The organism is Methylomonas sp. DH-1 (assembly GCF_046097555.1).
Classification (GTDB): Bacteria; Pseudomonadota; Gammaproteobacteria; order Methylococcales; family Methylomonadaceae; genus Methylomonas; species Methylomonas koyamae.
The window spans coordinates 4,679,213-4,696,868 of the sequence record NZ_CP143089.1; the positions used below are offsets into that span (position 1 = coordinate 4,679,213).

Genomic DNA, 17,656 nt, shown 5'->3' on the forward strand with positions numbered 1-17,656 from the left:
CTACCGTTCGCCCGCCGCGTAGCGAATCCGCCAGGGCTGAGACGACTGCCACGCGCTTAGCCGAAGGGCTCAACCGGGGCGAAACGCCTGTGGCAATAGTACCGGCTCAATCCTGAGCTTCAACGCGACGGCGTCCGCAGATGCCCAATCCGGCCAACGCGCTGCCGAACAACCAAACTGCGGCCGGCAGCGGCACCGACGATACGTTGCCCGGCGCTACCGCCCAAATGTTGCTGTACCTGGGCAAGCTGCCGTTCATCAAGCTGAAGTTGTCGATGGTGCCGAACAAGGGCCGAGCCACATCGGCATGAGTGGCACTGGTCACATCAGCCGTCCAAAAAAACGGGGGAACCCAAGTGAACGGGCCGGTGGCCGCGTATTGGCCGGCGCCGATCGCGTCGATCAAATGTTGCGCCTCGGCGCTGGTCGGCAAGCGCCACTCGGCAACGGTCCTGCTGCCGTATTGGTAAGAAAAGCTATCTGCCCAGGCCGAAGCCGCCCACCAACTACCCAACCAGCGGCCCAGACCGGACTGGTAACTGAGATCGTTGGCATCGATGGTGTGCGCGCTGCCGACCGGCGGCGTGACCACACTGCCGAGCAACGGTCCGGTGTAAGGATTCGTAGCGGGATTGGCGGAGCTGCCGGCAATATCCAGGCTAAAGGCATAGCCGTCTGCCATCCAGGTTACATCCGACACATCGTCGTAAATCAAGCCGTTGCCGATGCTGGTCAGACTGGCCTGCGCCGGGGCGCAAAGCAAGGCTGTAGCGACCAGAACCGCAGGGGTGAGCCAACTATCGCGAACGTCGATAAATTTCATTTGAAGCCTCGTAAGGAAATGGGAATGACAAATGCACTGATCCCGGCGTAGTAGCCACGGTCGGGAGCGAGCGCGATGCTGGAGATGAAAGAAACATGCCAACGCAAATTACCGGAGATAACGCGTGGTTTAACCGGTCGCAGGCAATCAAACTGCGTGAAATCACGCAATCGGTGGGTGATTTGGCGGATGAGCCTCGGGCCTGAATCGAGGACAACGGCCAAACCGAATTCGAACATAAACCGCTACGCCTAATAGACGTTCAGACGTAACGCGGGGTAACGGATCACGCCCTCTGTCCGGCGGCTTGCGGACCGACCGGCTCGGGCATTGATAGCCCCCTGCCGCTCCGATACCGATGACAACTTTCCCTCGTTTTCTGCCAAGACCCATCGTAACCGTTTGCGGGCGGGAGACAGGAAGGCGGGTTGCGTATCATGCCGCAGCCCGCCGGGTCGGAGCCGGTTTTAGAACTCGACCTTGATCGAGCCTATCGCCATCAATGGCGCGCCGGGATAAATACCGTTGCGCGGCGAGACGTTGGCGTCCGGATCGGTCGATTCGTAATAGGTTTTGTCCAACAAATTGCGGATGTTGAACTGGGCCGTGACCGGAAATTTATGCACGTTCCATTTGTAGGCGGCAAATGCGTCGACCCGCACGTAACCCGGCAACTGGAACGGGCTGCCGTAATAGGCGTAATTGCCTTCGCGCTTGCCGGCCAGCACGCCGCCGACGCCCATACTGAAGCCCTCCGCGGCCTGGTAACCGTTGGCGTCGAATCGGAGCCATAAACTGCCGGAATGTTCAGCGACGTTGGGCAGCCGGGTACCTTCGTAACCGTCGTTATTTTTGGTGATGCGGGCATCGGTATACGCGTAGCTGCCGATGATGCTGAAGTTGTCGCTCAAGCGGCCGCTGACGTCGAGCTCTATACCCTGGCTGCGCGCCTGGCCGATGGCGGCATTGTCGGTCGGGTCCGGCGTGCTCAGGTCGGCGGTCATGATGTTGTTCTTGGTCAGATGGTAATACGCCAGCGTTGCCAACAAGCGGTCGTCGAACAACTGGGTTTTGACCCCGGCTTCGAATTGTTCGCCGGTTTCCGGCGCCAAGGCCTGGCCGGCGGCGCTGACGCCGTTATTGGCGCCGAACGAATTGCTCCAACTGCCGTAAACGCTGAGCCAGCGCCAGGGTTGGTACAGAATGCCGACCCTGGGGCTGAAGGCTTCGTCCTTGCGTTTGACGGACGGATTGGAATATTCCAGCGCATTTTCCGCGACGGCTTCGGTAGTGCCGCGGCCACGGCCGACTTCGGCCCAGTCGTAACGGCCGCCGCCGTAGATATGCAGCTTGTCCCACAAGGTGATGTGGTCTTGAAAATAGGCGCCGTACCATTCGGTGACGAACATCGAGTATTCGCGGCCGGGCTGCACGTAAGTAGCCAAGGTCGAATCGAATACCGACGAGGGGATGCCGTAACTGGCCCGCGGGTTGTAGATATCGATGTCCAGCGCCGGATTGCGGTTCTGCCAGTCGCCCTGGGTATGGTACATGGTATGCGATTGGGTGTAGTCGAAGCCGACCAAGGCGTCGTGTTGCATCCCCAACAGTTTGAATTTACCGGTCAGATCCAGATTGGTGGTATAGGCCTCGACTTCGTTTTCCTGCGAGAAAATATTGCGGCCCAGCGTGCGGTTGTCGGCCAGCAGGGCGTTACCGAAGGCCGGCGACGGGTTGACGAACACCTGTTCGTTGTTTTCCCGGCTCATCAGGAAGCGGTTATGGATCGCCCAATCTTGGTTGAAGCGGTGGTTGAACTCGGTGCCCAAGTGGACCTTGCTCAAATGGTCCACCGGATCGTTGGTGTCGCCGAAACTGTTGCCGATCGGAATATTGGCCGGGCGGTTGCCGATGGCGGGAATGCCGAAATCGGCCTGGTAATCCTGCTTTAACCCTTCGACATTCAAGGTAAAGTCGGTCGCGTCGCTGGGTTTCCAGGTGATGCTCGGCGACACGCTGACCCTGTCGGTAAAGATCAAATCCCGGAACGAATTGTTGTCCTGGTACGAACCGGAGAAGCGGTACAACAAGGTTTTGTCGCCATTCAGCGGGCCGGTGGCGTCCCATTGCGTCCGGTAGTAGTCGTAGGAACCGAACTGCTGCTCCAACGAATAAAACGGCGTTTCCGACGGTTTTTTGGTGGTGACGTTGATCAGGCCGCCCGGTTCGCTGCGGCCGTACAGCATCGCCGACGGCCCTTTCAAGATCTCGACGCTTTCCAGATTGGCAATGTCGAATTCGCTGTTAAAGCCGTTGGATTGGGTCGTAATCAGGCCGTTGCGGAATACGTGGTCCACTTTAAAGCCGCGAACGATGAAGCCGGTGCCCATGCCCAGCGTGGGTTGGGCGCGGACGCCGCTGACGTTTTCCAGCGCATCCTTGATCCGGGTGTTTTTCTGGTCCTCCATCACCGCGCGCGGCACCACCTGGATCGAGGCGGCGGTATCGAAAATCGGCGTATCGGTCTTGGTGGCGGCAGCGCTATGCGACTCGGCGTACTCCCGGCTGCGCGGGTCGTTATCGTCGAAGCCGGACGCTTTACCGACCACGGTAACGCTGGGTAGCGTCGTCGAGCCGGGCGCGGATTGCGGCTCGTTCACCGCCGTTTTTTCCAGAATTACCGAATTGCCCTGGCCGGCCTTGTGCGCTAATCCGCTACCGGCCAATAACTTTTGTAAGGCTTGGTCGGCGGTCATGCTGCCGGACAACGCCGGCGCCTGCAAACTCTTGACCAGGTCCGGCGAGTAAACGAACTGGATTCCGGTTTGCTCGGCCAGTTGACTCAAAGCCGCATACAGCGGCTGTGCGGCGATATCGAATCGGTAAACCGCGGCGGAATTGGCCGCTGCCGGCTCGGCCAGACTGGGTTGAAGCGCTGCCGCGGCGCTGAGGCCCAGGCATAACGTGGCGGCGGCGCGTTTACGGCTGCGGCGGAGACGAAGAGGTTTCATATTGTCCTTGGTGTTTAGTTGATTCCAAGGCTAATACGCGTGGCACGACGGAAAGCCGTACTGAAAATCTGCGGCAAATTGTCGCGGCTTATCGTGCTATTCGAACGACAGAGCGCATGCCGCAAGCGGACGGCGCCCGTGACCAATTTGGATAAGGCGTTGTGCGGTCGGCTATCGGTGCAAAAACAGCCAAGGCCCCGCTTTGACCACCGTTAGCGGCAGAGTTTGTTGCAACGCCGCCAGCCAGTCGTCGATATGCTCCAGGTCGACGGCGATGTTGACCGGCCGCTGCGCCAGCTCCGGGTCCAGCAACCGAATCGGCACCCGCCGGTAGCGGTTGATTTCGGCGACCGCCTCGCCCAGCGTAATGAAATTGGCGATCAGCCGGCCGCGGCGCCAGGCGGAAACGGTTGACGGATCGACCGGTTCCGGTGCACTTAAGCCGCCGGCGCCGAAGCGCAGGCGCTGGCCCGGCGCCAACACCGCGCTGTCGGCTTGCGCGCCCTGCGCAGACGGCCGGCTGGAGCGGACCTTGCCCTGCAACAGGCTGACCGAACCGGAACTGCCGTCGTAGCGCACCACAAAACGGGTGCCGAGCGCTTCGGTGGCGGTCGTACCGGCAATGACCCGGAACGGCCGGGTCGGATCGTGGGCCACGTCGAATTCGGCCTCGCCGCGCAGCAGTACCACGCGGCGCTCGTTAGCGTTCAACGCAACGTCTAGCGCGGTATCGGTATTCAAGTGGACGACGCTGCCGTCGGCCAAGGCGACCGAAATCCGTTCGCCGATTTGCGCCCGGTAATCGGCCCAGGGGTGTTGCCAGTAGTCGGGATAGAGCCCAGCCACAACCATCAACACTAGCGAAGCGGCCGCGGCCAGGCTCAGGCCGCGGCGCAACCAGGCCCGGCGCTGCGGGTGGGCGGGTAGCGCCCGGCGGCGCTGGCGGTCGGCCTGCAATGCCGTCGGCAGTTGCTGCCACAATTGCTCGATGTCGCGGTAGGCCTGCTCGTGGTCGGGCGATTGCCGCCGCCACTGCGCGCAAGTCGCAAGCGCATCCGGTTCGGCGCTACCGGAGGTCAGCCGCAAATGCCAGTTCACGGCTTCCTGCTGCAGGCGTTCGCGACGTTGTGCGGGCGTTTCGGACATCGGGGTAAGGCTGAGCGGTTGGCGGGCGACCACTATAACCAAAGCCGCACTCGCAGTGCCATATTAATGCTCCGGCCGGTCCAGAGCCTTGCGGCAGTGCAGCAGCGCTCTGGCCAGTTGTTTCTCCACCCAACTGCAGGAAATGCCCAATTGCTCGGCAATCCGGGCATGGCTCAGGCCTTCGACCCGGCTCAGAAATAAAATCTCGGCGCATTGGTCGGGCAGTTCCGCCAACGCGCTCTGGACGATGCCAAGCTGGTCTCTGGCCTGTATCAACCGTTCCGGTGCGGCGGAGTCGTCGGCCTCGTGTGGCCGGTCCAGGTAGCGGTCCAGTAGTTCGCCGCGGCGTTTTTGCCGGCGCACATGGTCGATGGACAAATTGGAGGCCACGGTAAACAGCCAGGCCCGCACCTCGGTCTCGCTGCGCGGCGGCGGTTTCAGCAGCATCAGCCGCAGGTAAATGTCCTGGACCAAATCGGCTGCCGTTTCCTGGCAATGCAGGCGTTGATTCAGAAACCGCTGGATTTGCGGGCGGGAATTCAGAAAAGTCAGGTAAATATCTTGTTCGGAAAAAAACATGCTCATTAAAACCGGCCACTCCCCGCATCGGTCGAACCAACGGCGTAGCAGAGTTTGTGCCATTTCCCGCTTACGGTCGCCGGCGCCGGTTACGCGGAAACCCAAGTCGCATTAAGCAGGCAGAACTGCGGCAAATGCCGCAGTTTGCGAGGCATTTGCCGCAGTGGCTTGGCGTACGCATCGGTAATTTCGGCTGGGGAATATGCCTCTGCCGCGCCGAAATTCGCTAAGGGCGGGCACGGGCCAGACCGCAATTTCCGGTGCCGCAGCCGGATCGCTCCGGCCGAATGCGATAGCCCGCGCCGGGCGGTCCGGCTCCGAGCCGATAGGTATGGCCTGCAATTTGCTGCCTTTGGCTACCCTGCACCCCTTACAGCCAACATGCCAACCGTCGGCGAATCCCAATTACTTGACGCTTTTTTGCGCTACCAATCGGAAATCCGCCAATTTCTGGCGCGCAAGGTCGGCTGCAGCGATAGCGCCGCCGATTTGACCCAGGAAACCTATTTGCGCGTCGCCGGCTATGCCGGCGCCAACGAGATAAGCAATCAGCGGGCGTTCGTGTTTCGCGTCGCCGACAATCTGGCCCTGGACCATTTGCGCAGTAGAGCCAGGCAAGAACGACGCGACGGCGGCCTGGTCGACGAGGACATCCCATGCCACCAACCGCAACCGGATAGCGCGCTGGAGGGCCAACAACAAATGGAATTGTTCGAAAAACTCATCTACGAACTGCCGCCACAGTGCCGGACGGTATTCTTGTTGTGCCGGGTGGAAGGCAAGCGTTATTCCGAAATCGCCGCCGATCTGGGAATATCGGCGCGCACGGTGGAAAGCCATATGCACAAGGCCTTGCAGCTATTGAAAGACCGTGTCGATTTCTTTTAATCCGGCAGCATCATGCAACTTAACCCCATTTTGAAATCGTGGCATCATGCCAACCCCGGCCCATCGCTTCGCGCCCCTCATCATGTCCGATAAGCAGCAGTCAACGTCATCCCTAGCGGTTTCCGACCAGGCCAGCGCCTGGTTTGCGCGCCTGCAAGCGGACGACGCCGGCGACGACGAGCGCCGCCGCTTTAAAGAGTGGTATCGCGCCCATCCCGAGCATGCCGAAGCCTACGAAAAAACCCGCAAGCTGTGGAGTCTGCTGCAAATCCCGGCGGAGCGCGTTCACCAGCGCCTGCAAGAAGCCAAAACTGAACCATCCTCCATCATTGGAGGCTGCTGTGAAAGCCCCTCTCCTCGCGGGAGAGGGGTTGGGCCGAGGGGGAGTAAACAAGGTAAAACATTGGTTTATACGCCCTCACCCTGCCCTCTCCCAAAAGGAGAGGGTTCTGTTTTGACTTTTACGGCAGCCCCCATTGGGAGAGAGCTGGATGAAGGAATCTTACAAACGCCACAACCCGGCGGACGAAACCTGCGTTGGTTTTCTTTGGGTTGCCTGAGCTTATTGTTGATGGTTGCCTGCTGGCGCTTACCCGCTCAATTAGAAAACTGGCGCAGCGATTACCACACCTCCGCCGGTCAGCAACTCGGCATCGATTTGGAAGACGGCTCCCGGCTGACCTTGAACACCGATACCGCGTTGGCGGTCCGTTATAGTGACAATGTGCGCAAGATCGAATTGCTGCGCGGCGAAGCCTATTTCGAAGTGGCACCGAACAAGAACCGGCCGTTTGTCGTCGACGGCGGCCAAGCGACGGCACGAGCGGTCGGCACCGCCTATAGCGTTCGCAAGCAAGCCGACGATCTGCGCGTCGTCGTCAGCGAAGGCACCGTGGAAGTCGTCGCCGATCAAGCCAAGGCCCTGGTGCATGCCGCCGAGCAGGCCGAATACCGGCAAGGACGGCTGCAAGCCGTTACGAAATTGGATAACGACGACGCGCTGGCCTGGCGGCGCCAGCAGATTGTGTTCCACCGCCAGCCGTTGACGCAGGTGTTGGAAGAGGTCAACCGCTACCGCAAGGGTCGCATCGTCGCCGTCAATCCACAGTTGGCGGAGAGGGTCGTCAACGGCGTCTTCAACAACGGCGCCCCGGACGCGGTGGTGGCCGCACTGACGGCCACCTTGCCGGCCAAAGCCTTGCAGATGCCGGGCGGCCTGGTGTTGCTGTATTGATTCGGGATTCGGCCGACTTGCCAACGGCAGCCTCGTATTGCAATCGTCCAGTTGCTGCACAGGCCCGGTCTACCTTCGAACCCGCGCAACCCCGACGCGCTTTTAGATATTCCGTCAAATCACGCACTTTTTGCCATCGATAGGCCATATCACACAATTTGCTTAAGCCACCTCGCGGTTGTTCGCCATCTCGGCCAACGAAGCGCATTTATCGTGCTAAGGAATTGGTCTCAAATAATTTGCCGCACTCCGAGCCAATCGCTCCCATGCTCCGCGCTTATCGTTATACACAAGTGTCGTCATGCCCGCAGGACGCGGGCATCCAGTGCCATGGACGGTAACGCTAAGCTGTCCTTGCAGCCTGGGGTCTACGGCTCCGGCACAAATCCGTCAGGAACGGATTTGCATTAACCCGAAGGGCATTGGGCAGAATAGCCCAATGTGAATCCCTGCCGGAATGACGGTTGTTAAAAAAGATGTGTAAACGATGAGTGCTCCGCGTACCCAAGGGCATAAATGGGAACCATAAGCGGAAGTTATTTGTAGCGAGCCCCTGAAACGTAAGTCGCTATTTTTTGAAAAACTCCACGCTACGCCCGGCTTTAAATCAGCGTCTTAACGCAAAGGACCAATTCTTGCTTAACGATGGAGTTTGCAAGCAAAGAATATTTTGTTTTGATCGCCCCATCTACAGCAAGCGTTCCATGCAAAACCAATCCCTTTAGCACAACAAGCTATGGATGAAGGCACTTACCAAGCAAGCTAAGGTTTAATCGATGACCACACAAATGATTGGCAACGGCGCACAGGACTTGACCCGGCTTTATCAAGACCATCATCCCTGGTTGCTGAAATGGTTGGAAAAGCGGGTGCAGGACCGCCTGCAGGCGGAAGACCATGCGCACGACACCTTCCTGAGCGTCATTGCCTCGAACGAGACCTCCAACCTGCACGAGCCGCGCGCCTATCTGGTGACGATAGCCAAGCGCCTGCTGATTAACCACTGGCGCCGCGCCACCATCGAGCAGGCCTACTTGGAGCGCCTGGCGGCCTATCCGGAACGGCTGGCGCCGTCGCCGGAAGAAAATGCCGTCATTCTGGAAACGCTACGCGAAATCGACGACTTGCTTTGCCAATTGCCGGCGAAAGTCCGCAAGGCCTTCCTGATGGCGCAACTGGACGGACTCACCTACGCCGAAATCGGCCGGCGGCTCGGCGTCAGCGACCGCATGGTCAGGAAATATATGGCGCAAGCCATGTTGCAGTGCCTACTCGCCGGTTTTTAACGCCGCATGCGTCACAAGCATAATCCGGACATCGCCCCGCGCATCCTGGCCCAGGCCGCCGAGTGGTTTGCGCTGTTCGGCTCCGGCGAAGCTCGCCAAGACGATACCGCAAAGTGGCAAGCCTGGCTGGACGCACACCCGGACCACCGCGCCGCCTGGGCTCGGGTCGAATTCTACACCGACAAATTCAGGGCATTGCCGCCCAAAGCGGCCTACGCCGCGTTAGACGCGCCCGATTTATACCGCCGGCGCGCGATCAAAAACCTGGTACTGCTGGGAGTCGTGGGGCTAGGGAGCTGGCAGGTTTCGCGCAGCCGCATTTGGCACGAATGCACGGCGGATTACCAGACCGCGGCGGGCGAAAGCCAAACTCTGGCTCTGCCCGACGGCTCGACGGTGATTCTGGATAGCGGCAGCGCGTTGAACCTGGCCTTCTCCGCCGATTGGCGGCGGCTGCAATTGCTGTCCGGGGAAATTTATATCGAGACCGCGCCCGACAAGTCCGGCCGGCAGCGGCCGTTTGTCGTCGACAATGAGGATGGCCGGGTGCGGGCGTTGGGGACGCGCTTCAGCGTCAGTCAACGGCAAGGCCGCAGCCGCGTCGCCGTGTTTGCCGATGCGGTGGAAATACAGCCGGCGCATGGTTCGGTACCGAAGCAGGTGTTGCGCGCCGGCCAGCAGACCGGTTTCAGCGCGAACCGCATCGAGACTATCCAATCGAATCCGCTCGACCGGCCGGCCTGGACCCAGGGCGTCATCATCGCCGACGACATGCCGCTCGGCGAATTTTTACTGCAACTGAGCCGTTACCGCAAAGGGTACATCACCTGTTCCCCGGAAATCGCCGGCTTGCGCATCGTCGGCTCCTTCCCGTTGCAAGACACCGACCACATCCTCGCCTCGCTCGAAGCCACCTTGCCGGTCAAGTTGAGCCACCCGCTGCCGTATTGGATGAAAGTCCTGCCGCGTTGAATCGGGAGCGATTGGCGGTGTCGCTTAACGGGCGAATGACCCGTAAGAGCGCGTAGCGAATTCGCCCCTACAAAATGGGTTAGACGACACGAATATGAAACTCAGGATTGTTGCGACAGTGTCGCTGCAATTGGATTTAGATTCCTCAACTGTAGGGGCGAATTCATTCGCCCTGTTTGCGTTGGATGCCGATTTTGATTCGTGGCGATTGAAATCGCCCCTACAATCGGTTCAGGGAAGTTATTTCCAGCCATATCCTAAAGCCGCTTCCACAAAAGCATTTCGTTGAAAAGGCAAGCAAAAATACGCTGAAAAAACCTGCGCGTGCGGTCTTTTAAAGATTTTTTCATATCGCGGTTCCGCTTTTGCGATTTCGATTGACATAGGTAGTGACAACAATCATTTTCAAGGAGATAGAACCGATGTCACCCACCAAACGCCGTTGCCGCCCCGGCTTTCAATCGTCGCGCTTGCAGCAAGCCGTAAAAGGCATGCTGCTGCTGTCCGCACTGACCGTTTCCGCAGCCCCTTACGCGGAAAGCGATGCCGACACGCTGAGCGTTAAACATAGCTATCACATCGGCGGCGGTTCGTTGAGCCAGGTACTACGCCAGTTTGCCACCGCATCCGGCTTGCTGTTCGTCGCCGAAGCCAGACTGACCGAAGGCAAAACCAGCGCCGGGCTGGACGGCGATTACACCGTCGAGGAAGGCTTCAGGAAACTGCTGGCGGGTTCCGGCCTTACCCATGCCATTGCCAGCGACAAAACGGTGACCTTGAAAATTGCGCAGCCGCAACCCCAATCCGGCACGACGGCAATGCCGGCGGTGACGGTGGTTGGGAAGGCGGTTTACGATTCGACAGACCCTTACAACGAAGACTACCGCCTACCCAATGCCAATACGGCTACCAAAACCGATACGCCGATTATGGAGACACCGTTTTCGGTCCAAATCGTGCCGAAACAAGTTTTACAGGATCAACAGGCCGTTCGTTTGAAAGACGCATTAAAGAACGTCAGCGGCGTAATGCCGGGAGGCGATCAAAGCCGTAGCGACGAATTTATCATTCGCGGCTTTAGAAATAACACGGTGTATCGAAACGGTGTTTTATCTCCGGCATTAGGACAGAGAATTGGCATGAATCGCCGAGAAACGGCGAATCTGGAAAGAGTCGAAGTGCTGAAAGGTCCGGGCTCAATTCTCTACGGACGAGCGGAACCGGGCGGCATTATGAATGTTGTGACCAAACAGCCGTTGGCGACTCCTTATTACTCGCTGCAGCAGCAATTCGGCTCTTTCGATTTTTATCGCACCACGCTCGATGCGACCGGTCCGATTACCGATGACGGCAGCCTGCTGTACCGCTTCAACCTGGCTTATCAGGATTCGAAATCGTTTCGGGAATTCGTTGGGGACGAGCGCGTGTTTGTGGCACCCGTGCTACGCTGGAATATCGATCCTCGCACGCAAGTCACTTTCGAATTTGAATATTTAAAGGATGACTATTCTCTGGAACCTGGCATTCCCAATATAGGCAACCGTCCGGCACCGTTACCGCGCGAGCGTAATTTATCGGAGCCTTATACAAAACGCAGCAAGGAATTCATGCTGGCCAGCATGAATTGGTCGCATGAATTCAATGATAATTGGACCTTGCGTCATCGTTTCAGTTACGAAAATTTCGAAAACCAGCATACCGGCTTGTTCTTTCTAGGCAATGTCGCCGCGAACGGCACAATCAACCGCCGCTTTTTTGTCGACAACTTCCCATCACAGCGCTATTTCAACAACATAGACCTCACCGGAAAGTTCGAGACATTCGGGCTCAAACATACCTTACTTCTCGGCGGCGATTATTTTCGCGCCGACGACCTGATTACTCAAATTGGCGTCGCTGCTCCGGCTATCAACATCTACAATCCTGTCCATAGTCCCCTGCCGTCGCTACCCACCCCCACTTTTGGCGACAAAACCACCGCTTGGTACGGCCTTTTTCTTCAGGACCAGATCGAACTGCCGCTCAACGTCCACGTTTTGGGAGGACTTCGCTACGACAGCGCAACAGTCGATAACAATCTGCTAGGCCGCACCGTTTCCGACGACGACCGCGTTAGTCCGCGCGGCGGTGTACTCTGGCGCCCGCTGAACTGGTTATCGCTATACGGTAGTTACACGGAGAACTTCAGCCAGTCGAATAGCCAGTTCAGAACGGACGGAGTCATTCTGCCACCGGAAACGGCACAGCAATGGGAAACCGGGGTAAAAACCGAGTTTTGGGACGGACGTTTATCGGCGACCTTGGCGTATTTCGACTTGACCAAACAGAACGTGCCCGTATTCGATCCTCTGAATCCCTTGGTGCCCAAAACGGCCGGCGAAGCCGAAAGCCGCGGCCTGGAATTCGACCTATCGGGCGAAGTTTTGCCGGGTTGGAGAATTATCGGGGCTTATTCGTACCTGCCGTTCGCCAAGATCACCAAAGATGTCGCCGCAGATGGGGGTATTGGCAATACCGGTAAACGGCTGGTACTCGACCCGCGTCATTTCGGCAGCTTGTGGAATACCTACGAATTCCAGACCGGAGATTTGCAGGGGCTCAAACTCGGAGCCGGCGTCACCGCGGTCGGCCAACGGCAAGGCGATACCGCCAATACTTACCAACTGCCCGGCTATGCCACGCTAAATCTGATGGCGAGCTATTCCATGTCGATCAATTCGGCGAAATTAACTGCCCAAATTAACGCTGATAATCTGTTGGATAAGCAGTATTTCGCGGCATCCAATGACGGAAATCAAATATTTTTCGGAGCCCCGCGCACCTTCATGGGGGCGATTCGGGTGGAATATTGAACAACGAGACGGAATGTCAACCTACGCTCCGCACGGTCGGCACTCACCTGAACGAAACAAATCAGGCAACAATCTTGTGAGGATTTTCAATGCTTAGCTCGATGGCGATAGCGAAAGCCGATACTCATCTGGCCAAACTTAAAGCCCGCCGCAAACTGTGGCTGGATGTGCATTTGTATCTCGGCCTGATTGCCGGCGCGGTATTGGCCGTAGTCGGATTGACAGGCAGCTTTGCGGTATTCTTTGTGGAATTGCAGGAGATTTTAAACCCGGAACTGGCTATCGTTTCCACGCCGGTTGAGGATAGAAAAAAGCTGCATTCCTTGGATGAGATGGTTGCCGCGGCGGAAGCCGTCAAGCCGCTGGGAAGCCGTTTTTTCAAAGTCTATTACCCCCGCAAGCCCGATATCGCCTACAAGCTGTTGTATTTTGTCCGGGATGACAAACAAGCGAAAAACGGCGACGGCTATTACATTTTTGTTGACCCTTACACGGCAAAGGTCAACGGCACACAACTGTATTATCTTAAGGATCGATATTGGGGGCGGCCTATCGTCGGCTTCATCATGCAATTGCACTGGTGCCTGCTGCAAGGCAGAACCGGTGCCGACATTAACGGTATTTTGGCCGCGATTTCCATCATTTCCGTATTGACAGGATTGATACTCTGGTGGCCGTTGACCGGAAAATTCAGACAGGCTTTAATCTTTAAGCGCAATGCCAGTGCCGTGCGCTTTAACTTCGACCTGCATAAAACATTCGGCTTTTATTCGGCTATCGTGCTGCTGCCGGTATTGTTTTCCGGCGTCTATTTTAACCTGCCCGAGCGGGTCAATGTGCTGGTCGGATTGTTCTCGCCGGTCAACCGTCCGACTGCGTTTAACAGTATTCCGGCAGAAATTCGCAGCAAACCGCCGCAAGCCGGACAACAGGCGTTAAGTTTGTCAACCGTGGAAGCCATTGTGCAAGAACGCTATCCCACAGGTCGCTTATGGATGCTCGACGGCCCGAAAAGCCCTGAAGGCGTCTATAAGGTCATGCAGAAGGACGTGACCGAGTTAAGCCGCTTTATCGGTTATCGCGATGTCGCCGTCGACCAATACAGCGGCGAGATAGTCAAGGTTTACGATAAAAGTGTCGGCAGTAGCGGCGATATATTCCTGGATTGGCAATGGCCGTTGCATAGCGGTTACGCTTTCGGTTGGGTGGGGCGGATGTTGGTGTTTTTCTCCGGCTTGGCTTGCCCGATATTGTATGTAACGGGGGTAATTCGTTGGATGCAAAAACGGCGGGCCAAACGCGCTAAAGCCAACTAGGTACGCACCGCGTACCTTTATTTGTCGTTTGATTCTTCGGGAACCATCGAGTGGTATGCGGTGCATACCCTACGCATCTAACACTATCGATTTTCGACCATGACCTCGAACCATCCGCCGCTAACCGCCGCCTTTTTACGCCATCAGCCCGAGTTGCGGCAATTCCTGGTGCGCCGCGTGAATTGTGCCGATACGGCCAACGACTTGCTGCACGACACTTTTCTACACATCGCCGACTATCCGGCCCAACGGCAAATCGCCAACAGCCGGGCATTTCTGTACCGGGTGGCCGGCAATCTGGCGCTGGATTACCTGCGCGGCCAATCCCGCCGCCAAACGTGGGACGGCGGAGAGCTGGATGACGAATGGCCCTGCCCAAGCCCGCCACCTGAACACTGCGTGCAAGGCTGGCAGCAATGGCAAGCGGTGGAAATCTGGCTTCGCGGCTTGCCGCCTACCCATCGCCAGACCCTGTATCTCCATCGTCTGCACGGCAGGACGCATCGGCAGATCGCCGCCGAGTTGCAGGTCTCGGAACGCCACGTCGAATACCTGTTAAGCCGGACCGGAAAATGGCTGGTTGAAACCGGATTGGGCGATGGCTGATGATAATCCGTCCCAAAATGCCGCCGGCCTCGGAAAACATCGAAAATGGTATGTGGAGCATACCCTACGCAACTTCTCTGAATCGATTGTAGGGGCGATTTCAATCGCCTTGGGCGAATGAATTCGCCCCTACAAGACTTTCGTAAATCGGGAAGTTAATTTTGGCGAAACCCTAAGCCGAATCCGAGCTTTACAACTGATAAGAAACACTAGTAGCCATCGGCACATTTCAAGTCAGAATCGGTGGTGGGTTTGAGTGATGAATTACGCACACCCATCGAAAGTGAAAAAAATTTTTCTATCGCCGCTAAGGGTAAACACAAACTCGCGTCGTCTTTGTCGATAACACCATTCATTGACAAAGGAGATTGACGAATGAAACACCCCGCACCGGCCCGCCGCAGCCATTTCTTCGCCTTGGCCGCCGCCGGCTTGTTGGCGCCCGCCGTCACGGTTGCCGCCGATCCGGCCACGCAAAATTTCGACATCCCGTCCCAAGCACTTTCCTCGGCGCTGACCCGTTTTTCCGCAGCAACCGGCTTGCAAGTGCTGTACGAAGGCGACATCGCCGAACGCATCACCGCCCCTGAACTAAAAGGCGTTTACAGCCCCGAACAAGCCTTGCAGAAAATGCTACGGGGCTCCGGCCTGAATTACCGGTTCAGCAACGGCAATACCGTGACCTTGGAAAAGGCGGCAGTCGTCGCACCGCAATCGGCAGCTGGCACAGCTACCTTACCTAGCGTGACGGTATTGGGCAAAACGGAGTCCGATCCCAACGATCCCTATAACTCCGACTATCGCCTGCCCAACGCCAGTGCCGCGACAAAAACCGACACGCCCATCATGGACACGCCAATGTCGATACAGGTCATCCCCAAACAAATCTTGAAAGACCAACAGGCAATTCGAATCAAGGATGCGCTGAAAAATGTCAGCGGAATAAATTGGGCGACCGACCCGATGTACGAAGGCTTTCAACTGCGCGGTTTTCAGACCGACGGCACCACCACGGTTTATCGTAATGGGTTGCGCATCCGGCGCGCCGTGCAAGAGGTGGCCGATCTGGAACGCTTGGAAGCTCTTAAAGGTCCGGCCGCGGCGGCGTATGGTCGAATCGAACCCGGCGGCTTAATCAACATTGTCACCAAAAAGCCGCTGGATACCCCTTATTACGCATTGGAACAGCAGTTTGGCTCCTACGATATGTTCCGTACCACGGCGGACGCGACCGGGCCGATCAACCAGGACCATTCCTTGTTGTACAGAGTCAATTTGGCTTATCAAAACAATGAGTTTTTTATCGACAAAATGGATCAGGAACGGGTGTTTTTCGCGCCTTCCGTTACATGGAAGCCCAGCGACCGTACCGAGGTCAATTTGAATCTGGAATATCTCTACGACGAGCGCACCAGTTACACCGGCTTGCCCGTGCAGGGCAATCGTCCAGCCAACGTACCGATCAGCCGCTACTACGGTTTTGGCTCGGATAACGAAAAATCGGTATTCGACAAGTTTTTGATCGGGTTCGATTGGTCGCATCAATTCAACGATGATTGGAAAATCCAGCATCGCTTTCACTACTACAAGCTGGATTACCAAATCAACAATTCTTCATTTTTTCCTGGTCGGGTCAATCCCGCCAACAATCGCACCGCGGTACGGAATGTGACAGATAGGCCGATCGATATTACCGATACCGTCGCGACCAATATTGATCTCACCGGCAAATTCAAGCTGTTAGGCACTGAGCACCGGGTGTTGGCGGGATTCGATTACTTTTGGGAAGATTTCGAAGCCCAGGGTTTCTTCGGTGCCCCCGCGCCGGCCAGCCTTAGGCCGGTCGTCGATATATTTAATCCGGTCTACGGCCAAGTTCCATCCGCTGCCAGCCAGGGATTCAATAATTTCAGCACGTTGGAGCAATATTGGTACGGCGCTTACTTTCAGGATCAAATCACTCTGTTCGACAAGTTGCATATCATGGGCGGTGGACGTTACGATTGGGCGACGCGCAGCAGCGGCGCAGCCTCGAGTTCCATTGAAGCCGCCAGAAACAGTGAGACTGAAGTCAAGAACGAGGCATTCAGTCCGCGCGTGGGCGTGGTCTATCAACCCTGGCCCTGGCTGTCGCTGTATGGAAATTACGTCGAATCACTGGGCGGGGCGAACAGCGCGTTGGCGTCAACCGGAAAACCACTGGATGCCGAAACCGCTCAGCAGCACGAGGTTGGATTCAAAACCGAATGGTTCGATAAGCGGTTGATGACCACCGTTGCCTTTTACGAATTGACCAAACAAAACATCGCGACGCCGGACCCGGTAAATACCCGGTTTTCCGTGCAAACCGGCGAAGCTCGCAGCCGCGGCATAGAAGTAGACGTATCGGGCCAGATTACCGACGGCCTGAATTTGATTGCGACCTATGCCTATACCGATGCGGTCATCACACAGGATAACAGCGGCAATCAAGGCCGCAAGCTATGGAACGTGCCGGCGAATTCGGGAAGCTTCTGGGCGAAATACTCGTTTCAAGACCCCGCTTTACGCGGCCTGAATGTTGGTGCCGGCGCGTATTTGGTTGGCGAGCGGCAAGGTAATAATTTGAATAATTGGCAAATGCCGGGCTACGTCAGAGTCGATGCTTTGCTCGGCTATTCCTGGGAGATAGGCAACTCCAAAGTGACCGCGCAGTTGAACATCAATAATCTGTTGGATAAGACGATCTACGAAACATCGGCATTCAACGGCTATTTGACTCAGCCGGGCGCGCCGCGCAATTTCATGGGTTCGATTAAGGTGGAATTTTGACGCTCCGAATAACGAAGCGTATTCGAAGGCATGAAGGCTTCGAATTCATCCGATCACGTTTCACGGATCGGCCTTGGGTTACCAATCCAAAGCCGAAAAGTCTAGCCCGCGTAGGTTGAGGTTCCTATCGTC

The 17,656-nt window shown here is 57.0% G+C and carries 14 protein-coding genes and 1 pseudogene; 10 read left to right on the plus strand and 5 right to left on the minus strand.

Annotated elements, in window-relative coordinates:
• Positions 1-106: 106 nt before the first annotated feature.
• The 5 genes from VXJ35_RS21365 to VXJ35_RS21385 all read right to left on the minus strand — a co-directional run bounded on the left by VXJ35_RS21365 (position 107) and on the right by VXJ35_RS21385 (position 5,565).
• On the minus strand, positions 107-823 hold the full coding sequence (locus tag VXJ35_RS21365) for a VPLPA-CTERM sorting domain-containing protein (RefSeq protein ID WP_064023107.1): 717 nt from the start codon (positions 821-823) through the stop codon (positions 107-109).
• The gene (locus tag VXJ35_RS21370) at positions 820-1,062 is read right to left on the minus strand and encodes a hypothetical protein (RefSeq protein WP_157198257.1); all 243 of its coding nucleotides are present in this window, start codon (positions 1,060-1,062) and stop codon (positions 820-822) included. The genes VXJ35_RS21365 and VXJ35_RS21370 overlap by 4 nt, the downstream gene beginning before the upstream one ends.
• A gap of 228 nt (positions 1,063-1,290) precedes the next feature.
• Positions 1,291-3,834 (minus strand): TonB-dependent receptor, encoded by a 2,544-nt coding sequence (locus tag VXJ35_RS21375; protein WP_064023108.1) that lies wholly within the window; start codon positions 3,832-3,834, stop codon positions 1,291-1,293.
• Positions 3,835-4,005: 171 nt separating this feature from the next.
• Positions 4,006-4,980: a FecR family protein gene (locus VXJ35_RS21380; RefSeq protein WP_064023109.1), complete on the minus strand. Its 975-nt coding sequence runs from the start codon at positions 4,978-4,980 to the stop codon at positions 4,006-4,008.
• 63 nt (positions 4,981-5,043) lie between these two features.
• On the minus strand, positions 5,044-5,565 hold the full coding sequence (locus tag VXJ35_RS21385; protein WP_231914803.1) for an RNA polymerase sigma factor: 522 nt from the start codon (positions 5,563-5,565) through the stop codon (positions 5,044-5,046).
• 375 nt (positions 5,566-5,940) lie between these two features.
• On the opposite strand from VXJ35_RS21385, the gene VXJ35_RS21390 reads away from it, so the two are divergent.
• From VXJ35_RS21390 to VXJ35_RS21435, 10 genes and pseudogenes are all read left to right on the plus strand, one after another.
• A complete protein-coding gene (locus VXJ35_RS21390) occupies positions 5,941-6,447 on the plus strand; it encodes an RNA polymerase sigma factor (RefSeq protein WP_064023110.1) in 507 nt (168 codons plus the stop codon).
• Positions 6,448-6,529: 82 nt separating this feature from the next.
• Positions 6,530-6,682: pseudogene (locus VXJ35_RS21395) on the plus strand (FecR/PupR family sigma factor regulator); the annotation flags it as partial.
• A gap of 336 nt (positions 6,683-7,018) precedes the next feature.
• A complete protein-coding gene (locus tag VXJ35_RS21400) occupies positions 7,019-7,681 on the plus strand; it encodes a FecR family protein (RefSeq protein ID WP_231914929.1) in 663 nt (220 codons plus the stop codon).
• A gap of 776 nt (positions 7,682-8,457) precedes the next feature.
• On the plus strand, positions 8,458-8,967 hold the full coding sequence (locus VXJ35_RS21405) for a sigma-70 family RNA polymerase sigma factor (RefSeq protein WP_197495920.1): 510 nt from the start codon (positions 8,458-8,460) through the stop codon (positions 8,965-8,967).
• Between the two features lie 6 nt (positions 8,968-8,973).
• On the plus strand, positions 8,974-9,939 hold the full coding sequence (locus VXJ35_RS21410; RefSeq protein ID WP_064023112.1) for a FecR domain-containing protein: 966 nt from the start codon (positions 8,974-8,976) through the stop codon (positions 9,937-9,939).
• A gap of 422 nt (positions 9,940-10,361) precedes the next feature.
• Positions 10,362-12,791 (plus strand): TonB-dependent receptor, encoded by a 2,430-nt coding sequence (locus tag VXJ35_RS21415; protein WP_064023113.1) that lies wholly within the window; start codon positions 10,362-10,364, stop codon positions 12,789-12,791.
• 89 nt (positions 12,792-12,880) lie between these two features.
• Positions 12,881-14,107 carry a PepSY domain-containing protein gene (locus VXJ35_RS21420; protein WP_064023114.1) on the plus strand — a complete coding sequence of 409 codons (1,227 nt, stop codon included), beginning with the start codon at positions 12,881-12,883 and terminating at the stop codon, positions 14,105-14,107.
• A gap of 99 nt (positions 14,108-14,206) precedes the next feature.
• Positions 14,207-14,713: an RNA polymerase sigma factor gene (locus VXJ35_RS21425; protein WP_064023115.1), complete on the plus strand. Its 507-nt coding sequence runs from the start codon at positions 14,207-14,209 to the stop codon at positions 14,711-14,713.
• Positions 14,706-14,834, plus strand: coding sequence for a hypothetical protein (locus VXJ35_RS21430; RefSeq protein ID WP_269454918.1), 129 nt, complete (start codon positions 14,706-14,708; stop codon positions 14,832-14,834). Before VXJ35_RS21425 ends, VXJ35_RS21430 begins: the two co-directional genes overlap by 8 nt.
• Positions 14,835-15,088: 254 nt before the next feature.
• The gene (locus VXJ35_RS21435; protein WP_064023116.1) at positions 15,089-17,524 is read left to right on the plus strand and encodes a TonB-dependent receptor; all 2,436 of its coding nucleotides are present in this window, start codon (positions 15,089-15,091) and stop codon (positions 17,522-17,524) included.
• Positions 17,525-17,656: the final 132 nt, after the last annotated feature.